The 2,659-nt window shown below is 58.0% G+C and carries 2 protein-coding genes; both read right to left on the bottom strand.

Features of this window, described 5'->3' with window-relative positions; translation table 11 throughout:
* Positions 1-124: 124 nt before the first annotated feature.
* The gene (locus QMX98_RS33930; RefSeq protein ID WP_010465551.1) at positions 125-892 is read right to left on the bottom strand and encodes a TerC family protein; all 768 of its coding nucleotides are present in this window, start codon (positions 890-892) and stop codon (positions 125-127) included.
* A gap of 84 nt (positions 893-976) precedes the next feature.
* Positions 977-2,284 carry a CitMHS family transporter gene (locus tag QMX98_RS33925; protein ID WP_282412055.1) on the bottom strand — a complete coding sequence of 436 codons (1,308 nt, stop codon included), beginning with the start codon at positions 2,282-2,284 and terminating at the stop codon, positions 977-979.
* Between the last annotated feature and the right edge of the window lie 375 nt (positions 2,285-2,659).

The following is a 2,659-nucleotide window of genomic DNA, read 5'->3' as shown; positions in this document are numbered from 1 at the left end:
GAGCCTGCTCGCGATGAGGCCGTCACATTCAACGTTGATGTTGAATGACAGGCCGCTATCGCGAGCAGGCTCGCTCCCACAGGTTTTGTGCACTGACTGGCAGCAGCAAGTGCACAGGTTCGGGTTATTGCCCCGGAATGTCCTTGCGCAGTTTCACCGGATCCTGCTGTTTGCGCTTTTTAGCAATCGCGGTGCGCATCTTGATGTTGATCGCTTCCACCGCCAGCGAGAACGCCATGGCGAAGTAGACGTAGCCTTTTGGCACGTGAACGTCGAAGGATTCGGCAATCAGCACCGTACCGACGATCAGCAGGAACGACAGTGCCAGCATCTTCAGCGACGGGTGCTTGTCGATGAACTCACTGATGGTGCCGGCAGCCAGCATCATCACCAGCACCGCAACGATGATCGCCGCGACCATGACCGGTACATGAGAGACCATGCCGACGGCGGTAATCACCGAGTCCAGCGAGAACACGATGTCGATGATCGCGATCTGGATGATTGTGTAGAGGAAGTTGCCGCCCTTGCCACTCGGCTCTTCGTTCGTTTCGTCTTCACCTTCCAGCGCGTGGTACATCTCTTGCGAGCTCTTCCACAGCAGGAACAGGCCACCGAAGAACAGGATCAGATCTCGCCCGGAAATGCCTTGGCCGAACACTTCAAACAAATCGGTGGTAAGGCGCATGACCCAAGTGATCGACAGCAGCAACAGGATCCGTGTGACCATGGCCAGCGCCAGGCCGAAGATCCGGGTGCGCTGCTGCATGTGTTTGGGCATGCGGCTGACCAGGATCGAAATCATGATGATGTTATCGATACCCAGGACGATTTCCAGGGCGGTCAGGGTAAAGAAGGCAACCCAGATTTCAGGGTTGGTCAGCCATTCCATGTGTATTCCTTTGAGCGAGTGTTAAACCACAAAAGGCCCGGCTTCAAACAGCGAAGCCTGGACCCTTTGTGGTGAGTCTTGGGCTTATAGAGTGCTGAACAGCGGAAAAATCCCCATCAGCAATGCGGCTACCAGTATGCACATGCACACCAGCACGGCCCATTTCAGGGTAAAGCGCTGGTGATCACCAAAATCGATACCGGCCAGGGCCACCAACAAGTAAGTCGATGGAACCAGCGGGCTCAACAAGTGGACGGGCTGACCGACGATCGAGGCACGTGCCATTTCAACCGCGGTTATACCGTAATGACTGGCTGCTTCGGCAAGCACTGGTAACACGCCGTAATAAAATGCGTCGTTCGACATGAAAAACGTGAACGGCATGCTCACCAACGCGGTGATGACGGCAAGGTACGGGCCGAGGAAATCAGGGATCACCGCCAGCAAGCTTTTCGACATGGCATCGACCATGCCGGTGCCCGACAGGATACCGGTGAAAATGCCCGCCGCGAAGATCAAACCGACCACCGCCAGCACACTGCCGGCGTGAGCCGCGACGCGATCCTTCTGCTGTTGCAGGCAAGGATAGTTGACGATCATGGCAATACTGAACGCCACCATGAACAACACCGGCAGCGGCAACAGGCCGGCGATCAGGGTACACATCAGGCCCAGGGTCAGGGCGCCGTTGAACCAGATCAGTTTTGGACGACGGGCATCCGGGAACTGCGAAACGCTGATTTCGCTGTGGTCGACTTCATCGCCCACCAGATGCAATTCACCCAGACGCGCACGCTCACGTTTGCCGTAGAAGTAGGCAATCAAGAGGATTGCGATCACGCCAAAAGCCATCGCCGGGATCATCGGTACGAAAATATCGGACGGATCCACGTGCAGCGCACTGGCCGCACGCGCCGTCGGGCCGCCCCACGGGGTCATGTTCATCACGCCACCGGCGAGGATGATCAGGCCGGCCATGATTCGCGGGCTCATGCCGATGCGGCTGTAGAGCGGCAGCATGGCGGCCACGCAGATCATGTAAGTGGTCGCGCCGTCACCATCAAGGGAAACGACGAGCGCCAGTACGGCGGTGCCGACCGAAACTTTCAGCGGGTCGCCCTTGACCAGTTTGAGGATCTTGCGCACGGCCGGGTCGAACAGGCCGGAGTCGATCATCAGGGCGAAATACAGAATGGCGAACATCAGCATCACGCCGGTCGGCGCAAGCTTGGTGATGCCTTCGAGCATCATCGGGCCGATCTTCGGCGCGAAACCACCGAACAGGGCGAAGACGATAGGAATGATGATCAGGGCGATCAGCGCGGACAGGCGCTTGGTCATGATCAGGAACATGAACGTGATGACCATGGCGAAGCCAAGGAAAGTCAGCATGGGAATACTCCAGGCGTAGCGCGGCTAGGGAATGGGCGAACCGGGTGGGTCAGCGCAGAACGGGAAGCACGAGGCGTACGGGCGGAGTTGCAGCGAAGCGGCGGGTAGCAGAGGACATCAGAATCACCATTGTTGTTGTTAAATGGGCTGTGCGAGCGATAAAACACTGGCATTGGCCGACCGGTCTTTTGCCGGCAGTGGGGGCGATCCTAATCGGGGAAGCTTTCACCCAGCTTTCGCTGATGAAAGCATTGACCGGATGTGCAACCGGTCGTCGGACTGGGGCAGGGAGGGCGACCGAGTTGCGGGCATCGCGAGCAGGCTCGCTCCCACACAGGATCTGTGTCGTACACAAAACCAATGTGGGAGCGAGCC

Source organism: Pseudomonas sp. PS02303, from assembly GCF_029959925.1.
In the GTDB taxonomy this organism is placed as follows: Bacteria; Pseudomonadota; Gammaproteobacteria; order Pseudomonadales; family Pseudomonadaceae; genus Aquipseudomonas; species Aquipseudomonas mandelii.
Note: the sequence above shows the minus strand (reverse complement) of the source record. Positions and strands in the feature narration are given on the sequence as shown.

Coding starts and splice junctions, on each gene's coding strand:
- QMX98_RS33925 (WP_282412055.1), bottom strand. CDS start 2,284: ATGCTGACTTTCCTTGGCTTCGCCATGGTCATCACGTTCATGTTCCTG.
- QMX98_RS33930 (WP_010465551.1), bottom strand. CDS start 892: ATGGAATGGCTGACCAACCCTGAAATCTGGGTTGCCTTCTTTACCCTG.